Below are 6,816 nucleotides of genomic sequence, written 5' to 3' on the forward strand. Positions count from 1 at the left end.
AAATTTTTGACGATTTTCTTATCTTTCAATATCGATTATGAATAATTCAACTGCCGATTTGGAAAAGAAAAAAAAGGTACAAGATATTAAAAATCTCATATCATGGCTTTCCTACGACATATCAGAAACCCTCTTTTCACTATTGATTGTCACATTGATATATGCCATCTATTTCAGAAAAATAATCGCTTCAAGTTCGCCTTATGCTGATTTCTATTGGGGTTTGTGTGGAAGTTTATCTATGTTTATTGTAGCTTTTTCTTCTCCTCTTGCAGGCGCCGCTGCTGATATAAAAAGGGAGAGAAAAAATTTTTTGATTATATCCGGAATAATAGCTTCTATATTTACTATGATGCTTGCACTTCCTAATAAAAATGAAATTTTATTGGCATCTGTGCTCTTTATAATTGCAAACGTCTTTTATGGTTTAAGCCTCACCTTCTACAATTCCCTTATAACTGATGTTTCATCTCCTGAAAACATTGGCAAGATATCAGGATTTGGTTGGGCAACAGGATATGCTGGGGCACTTTTTACTCTTGTACTTTTCTATCCACTCCTCAAAAATGGGATAAATGAAGGAAATATCCTAAATGTAAAGATTATTTTCATCCTAACAGGAATATTCTTTCTCCTTTTTATGCTTCCTCTTGCACTCTTTTATAAAGAACATTCTACGAAAAAAACAAATTCTTATAAACAAAACAATATTCTCATCTCTTCCTATGAGAGAGTCTTTGGAACAATAAAAAATGCTTCAAATCATAGAAACCTTCTTCTTTTTCTTGTTGCTTTTTTTCTATATAATGACGGCATCGCAACTGTAATATATTTCAGTTCAATTTTCGCGACTCAAACACTTGGATTTACAATCGATGAACTAATCGTATTATTTTTATCAATACAAATCAGCGCTATGGCAGGTGCTTTTTTGTTTGGCTTTTTAACTGATAAGATTGGGGCAAAAAAAGTCATTGTAATAACACTTCTCATTTGGACTACTGTAATTTCAATGACATATATAGTAGTAAACCATATTCTTTTTTTTATTATAGCCCTTACAGGAGGCATCGCTATGGGCGCCTGCCAATCTGCAAGCCGTAGTTTTATGGCTCTAAACATTCCAAAGGAAAGAGAATCTGAATTCTTTGGCTTTTATTCATTATACAGCAGATTTTCATCCATCGTAGGACCTTTCATCTTTGGAATTATTGCTTCATATACCGGAAATCAAAGAAAAGCAGTATTAAGTACACTTATCTTTTTCCTTGGAGGACTGGCAACTATTCTTAAAGTAAAAGAGAATTCTGACTCTCTAAGAAAAAAGGAGGAATAAAATGGAAAAGGAAAGGCCTCATGGCACTACAGCAAAAGTTATTCTTCTTATCCTATTCTCTATTGGTTTTGGAAATGTTGAAGCAATGATAGTAGTCTATCTCAGACGTATATTGCCTCCTTTTGATGAAACAACATTCGGCACAGTCGATGGATTTGTAAATCTCCTGCAAGACTATGGAATATATCACATTGAACAGATTCGTGAGATGTTTACACTCCTTATGCTTGTCACACTCAGCATACTTGTTGGAAAAACTTATCTTGAACGTTTTGCCGCATTTTGCATATCCTTTGCTGTATGGGACATTTTTTATTATGTATTTCTCCACCTTATAATTGGATGGCCCACAAATCTTTTTGATATAGATGTGCTTTTTCTTGTACCCGTGCCATGGGTTTCACCTGTAATATTGCCTGTTTTTATTTCTTCTCTTATGATAGGTACAGGTATTCATATTTTTTATTTCAGATTGAAGGAATGAATATGTTTTTTAAGATGCAGGCGAATCTTGATGATAGGAGGAGATGGAATGGAAAAAATTATTGTTTATTACAAACTAAGAGAAAACAAGAGCGCTGAAGAATATGAGGATTATTTCAGGAATGAAAAATATTCTGTTGTAATGAATTTTCCTTCTGTAAAGGAATTTAAATTGTACCGTGCAGATGAAATGTTAACTGGAAAAAAGGAATTCGATTTTTTAGGAGAATTGACTGTAACAAGCATTGAAGAATATAAAAAAGACCGAGATTCTGAAGCTTTCAAAGAATTTATTGAAAAATGGGTTTCTTATGCATTGCCTGAAAGTATGAAGGTTGTTTCGTTGAAAGAAATAAAAGCATAACTTATTTTGAACTGTTTGAAAAGAGGAGAAGACAAAGTGGAAATAGACGGCAAAACAGAAAAAGTTGGATTAATCGGTCATCCTGTAAGCCATAGCTTCTCACCAGTTATGCATAATGCAGCATTCGAGTTTTTGAAGATGAACTATGTCTATACTGCTTTCGATGTTAAACCGGAATCAATTAGAGAAGCAGTCCAAGGACTTTCCGCTTTGGGATTCAAAGGTGTCAATGTTACTGTGCCTCACAAGGAATCTGTCATTCCCTTTATGGATTCTCTATCAGATGAAGCAAAAATTATTGGTGCAGTGAATACTATAAAGTTTTCTGATGAAGAAATTAAAGGATACAATACTGATGCTTATGGATTTTCAGCAGCAATTGAAAAGGCATTTTCCATAAAATTAGAAGGAAAAAAAATATTTGTCATAGGCGCAGGCGGAGGTGCAAAAGCAGTTGCTACACAATCTGCAATAGACGGCGCAAAAAAGATAACTGTAACAGACATTTCAGAAGGTAAAGCTGAACAGTTAACAAATAACATTAGAAAAAACATTTGCAGCGTCCAAATTGAAGCAGTTAAAACTGAAAGCAGAGAAATGAAAAATGCCGTAGAAGACGCAGACATAATAATCAACGCCACACCTCTTGGAATGAAGGATAAGGACCCTATTCCAATTGATACAAATTTAATTGGAAAAGGACAAAAAATTTTCGACTTAATCTACAATCCAAAAGAAACAAAACTTATGAAAGAGGCGCAAATGAAAGGTTGTGAAGTATCAAACGGACTTATGATGCTTCTATATCAAGGAATGAAAAGCTTTGAAATATGGACAGGAATTAGACCGCCTGAAGAAGTTATGAAAAAAAAGCTTGAAAGTCGAGTTTTTGGGGGGAAGTAGTAAGATGAATTCAATTGTTTTAACGGGCTTTATGGGTACAGGTAAATCTGCTGTGGGCAAAGTTTTAGCTGAAAAACTTTCCTTTAAAATTATTGATACAGATGCAATGATAGAAGAAAAAGCAGGCACATCGATAAGTGAAATATTCAGAACAAAGGGTGAAGCTGTTTTCAGAGAATATGAGGAAAAGGTTATCGAGGAAATTGCGGGAAGCAGAAACTCGGTTGTTATTACCGGAGGCGGAGCTGTTATAAAGGAAAAAAATATTGAGAATTTGCGAAAATGTGGCAAGATAGTGTGTCTAAAAGCTACACCTGAAGAAATTTACAACAGAGTAAAGTATGAAACACATAGGCCCCTCTTGCAAGTTGAAAATCCAATCGATAGAATCAAAGAGCTTCTCAATGCGCGTGAAGAATTTTACAAGAAGGCAGATTTTTCCATAGATACAACAGGATTAAAAATAGAAGAAGTAGCAGATAAGGTTATTGAAACTCTGAATCTGAAATCCTCTGCCTAACAAATTTGTAGTTTCAAGGAATCAAAGTAATACGCGGTTTAGAGGTAGATGGATTATAATCGACAATAGTCTTAACACCATATACATCTTCAATATTCTTTTCCGTTAATACATCTTCAGGCACTCCATCTGCATAAATAGAGCCATCTTTGATAAGTATGATTCGTTTGCAAAACTGAGCTGCAAGATTCAAATCATGGGATACCATCACAACAGTTATCTTCATTGATTCATTAAGCTTGCAAAAAAGTGAATGGCAATAAACCTGATGTGACAAATCAAGATGTGAAGTTGGCTCATCCAAGAGCATCACCTCAGGACCTTGTGCAAGCGCTCTTCCTATAAGGACTCTTTGTTGTTCCCCACTGCTTAGACAGTTGAAATATTTATCCGAATATCTATCGATATCGAGGCGCTTCATAATATCCCTTGCTCTTTCCTTATCTTCTTTATTCTCAAACCAAATACCCTTCGACTTCAAATACCTACCCATCATTATCATCTCAAAAACAGTAAAAGATATTGAAGTATTCTCCGCCTTTGAAACAACAGCAATCTTCTTGGAAATCTCTTTTCTTGACATCTTATCTTTACCAAAAAGTTTTATTGTACCTTTTGAAGGAGTAAGAGATTTATAAAGAAGCCGCAAAAGTGTCGTTTTACCTGAGCCATTGGGACCCAAAATTGCAATATTCTCTCCTTTTTGGACAGACATATTAATCCCTTTCAAAACCATTCCATTGCCATAGGAAAAAGCGACATCTGATATCTTAAAAACTGTATTCATATCCTATATAACCTTCCCTGATTCCTTCTTCAAAAGATAGAGAAAGAAAGGCGCACCAATAATTGCCGTAACAGTACCTACTGGAAGTTCAATAGGACTTAAAAGAGTGCGAGCAAGAGTATCTGAAATGAGTAAAAAAACACCGCCAGCAAAAAAGGATACAGGTACAGTAATACGATGGTCTGCCCCTACTATCAATCTTACCATATGCGGCACAACCAATCCGACAAATCCAATCAACCCACTCCAAGCCACTACACCAGCAGTTAAAAACGATGCTAAGACTATAATAACTTTGGTATAGACACCGACATTAACACCAAGCTGCAGTGCTGTTTCATCTCCAAGGGCTATGAGATTAAGTTTTCTCGATGCCGCAAAGGTTAAAATACCGCCCAATAAAACGACAGGTAAAGCAATTTTAATGGTATCATATGATGCATTGCCAAGATTTCCCATCAGCCAAAAATATGCTCTTCTCATTTCTCCGCCAGTTGAAATTGAGATGACAAACATTACAACTGCCGAAAAAAAAGCATTTATTATAACTCCTCCAAGAATTAAAGACGATGGAGACAACCCCCATCTTCCTGATGAAATAAAGATTAAAACTGCAATTGAAACAATAGCGCCTGCAAATGAAAAAAGAGTAATCAAATATGAAGCCCCAATTCCAGCAAATATCGCAATTACAGCACCTGTTGCGGCTCCGCCTGAAACTCCCAAAATATACGGCTCTGCCAGTGGATTTTTAAGCACAACTTGAAAAATTATGCCGGCAATAGAAAGTGCGGCACCGACAAGAAAAGCAAATATAGCTCGGGGGAAGCGCAGTTCATAAATTATTACATTTTCATAAGGCTTTTTTACAATATCTTCACCAAAAAACAATTTAACTATATGAATAAACGGTAAATCAACACTTCCAACTGATATTGAAAATAGAATCGTAGAAAGAGAAATTATGAAGCAAACAACTATTACAAAAAATATCTTAAATGGAGTTACTTCCTTCATTTGAATACCTCAGGATGGATTTTTTTTGCGAAAATTTCAATTGCATCTATAATCCTTGGTCCCATGCGCGTTACAATGTCTCCATCGACAAGGTAAATCCTTCCATTTTTAAAAGCCGGTGTAGCCCTAACTGCCGGCATTTTTTCAAACTCCATAAAGTTTTCAGTCATATTGTCGCTATGTTTTGCAATAATGATTACTTCTGGTGAAAACTTTATGATTTCTTCCCATCCAATACGCGGATATCGAATTCGAGAATTTTTAACAACATTATCAGCCCTAGCAATTGAAAATAACTCTCCATAAAAGGATTTTGAAGACACAGAAACCAGAGGGTTGATATCGAGCAAGAAAAGAAGAGGTACAGGTTTTACATCAGAAAGAGAATCTTTAACTTTTTTCATTCTCTTTTTCAAAGTCGAAACAACTTTTGCTGCTCTATCCTCAACTCTGCATATTTTCCCAATTGCAACGATAGAATCATATAATTTTCCAATATTAGAAGGTGAAATAACAAAGACTTTGGCTTTAATCTTCTGGAGTTTCTCATAGGTGTCTTTATTTGCTCCCTCAGCTACCAAAAGTATCAAATCTGGGGAAAGGGACAATATCTTTTCAATGCTTGGATTTAGCAACATTCCCACCTTCTCTTTTTTGAGTGCTTCAGGGGGATAATTACAGTAGTTTGTAACTCCCACAACTTTATCTCCAAGTCCCAAAGCAAAGAGAATCTCTGTTATGTTGGGTGCAAGAGAAACAATGTGTTGGGGAGGTTTGGGAAGATAAATATCATGCCCTAAACTATCTATATAATGACCATTTTCAGCAGAAGAAACTGTAAAAAGGAAGAAACAAACAAATAGAGTAGCTATCAAGACTTTTAAAGTTATTTTTATTTTCATATTTACCTCTTGTTCTTAATCCGCGAAGAACAATTAAAGGTTTATAGTCAGGCAGGTCTACTGGCTTGCGGATTGCCTCTTTTTGTGGCATCCTTGCCGCCTTCCCATTCACATCTGTGAACAGTGGCTCCCTTGGCAAGTTCAATCTCCGCTTACAGTGGCGGGACCGCGCCGGTTTCACACCGTCTTCCCTCTTAGGTTTTTTAAAAACAACCTGACTAATATCTTTATATCTTTTACAGCAGAGAAGAAGTGGTGTCAAGGGAATGCAACAATTACTAAACAATAGCTCCAGTACGATTTTAACTTTTTGGCAAAGAAGAAGATTTAGTAATAGAATGAACTATTAATGGAGGGAAAAAATTGCAATTATTTATCAAGACAGCAGTTAGCGTTTTCATAATTCTTGCCGCTACTTGGATTGGAAGGAAATTCCCTTCCCTTTCAGGCCTTATAGCGGTGATGCCTTTAACAGGCGCGCTTGTTTTGATATGGATATATCTC

At 35.7% G+C, this 6,816-nt stretch carries 8 protein-coding genes and 1 riboswitch; of the genes, 5 read left to right on the forward strand and 3 right to left on the reverse strand.

All coding sequences use genetic code 11. From position 1 onward, the window contains the following. Window positions 1–37: 37 nt before the first annotated feature. From D6734_12165 to D6734_12185, 5 genes are read left to right on the forward strand one after another with little or no spacing between them, the layout of a single operon-like run. On the forward strand, window positions 38–1,336 hold the full coding sequence (locus tag D6734_12165) for an MFS transporter (protein RMF92458.1): 1,299 nt from the start codon (window positions 38–40) through the stop codon (window positions 1,334–1,336). Between the two features lies 1 nt (window position 1,337). Beyond that, complete coding sequence (locus D6734_12170) at window positions 1,338–1,820, forward strand: hypothetical protein (protein RMF92459.1); 483 nt, start codon at window positions 1,338–1,340, stop codon at window positions 1,818–1,820. 30 nt (window positions 1,821–1,850) lie between these two features. Beyond that, entirely contained in the window at window positions 1,851–2,183 is a 333-nt protein-coding gene (locus tag D6734_12175; GenBank protein ID RMF92460.1) for an EthD family reductase, read from the forward strand. Window positions 2,184–2,186: 3 nt separating this feature from the next. Next, window positions 2,187–3,086: a shikimate dehydrogenase gene (locus D6734_12180; GenBank protein RMF92461.1), complete on the forward strand. Its 900-nt coding sequence runs from the start codon at window positions 2,187–2,189 to the stop codon at window positions 3,084–3,086. Window positions 3,087–3,090: 4 nt separating this feature from the next. Continuing rightward, window positions 3,091–3,606 carry a shikimate kinase gene (locus D6734_12185; GenBank protein RMF92462.1) on the forward strand — a complete coding sequence of 172 codons (516 nt, stop codon included), beginning with the start codon at window positions 3,091–3,093 and terminating at the stop codon, window positions 3,604–3,606. Window positions 3,607–3,619: 13 nt separating this feature from the next. Here the strand turns inward: D6734_12185 and D6734_12190 are convergent, their stop codons facing one another. From D6734_12190 to D6734_12200, 3 genes are read right to left on the reverse strand one after another with little or no spacing between them, the layout of a single operon-like run. Beyond that, complete coding sequence (locus tag D6734_12190) at window positions 3,620–4,393, reverse strand: ABC transporter ATP-binding protein (protein RMF92463.1); 774 nt, start codon at window positions 4,391–4,393, stop codon at window positions 3,620–3,622. A 3-nt stretch (window positions 4,394–4,396) separates the two neighbouring features. Further along, window positions 4,397–5,410 carry an iron ABC transporter permease gene (locus D6734_12195; protein RMF92464.1) on the reverse strand — a complete coding sequence of 338 codons (1,014 nt, stop codon included), beginning with the start codon at window positions 5,408–5,410 and terminating at the stop codon, window positions 4,397–4,399. Further along, window positions 5,407–6,312 (reverse strand): hypothetical protein, encoded by a 906-nt coding sequence (locus D6734_12200; GenBank protein ID RMF92465.1) that lies wholly within the window; start codon window positions 6,310–6,312, stop codon window positions 5,407–5,409. Before D6734_12200 ends, D6734_12195 begins: the two co-directional genes overlap by 4 nt. Window positions 6,313–6,344: 32 nt before the next feature. After that, a riboswitch (cobalamin riboswitch) is annotated at window positions 6,345–6,545 on the reverse strand. Window positions 6,546–6,816: the final 271 nt, after the last annotated feature.

It is taken from the genome of Candidatus Schekmanbacteria bacterium (assembly GCA_003695725.1).
In the GTDB taxonomy this organism is placed as follows: domain Bacteria; phylum Schekmanbacteria; class GWA2-38-11; order GWA2-38-11; family J061; genus J061.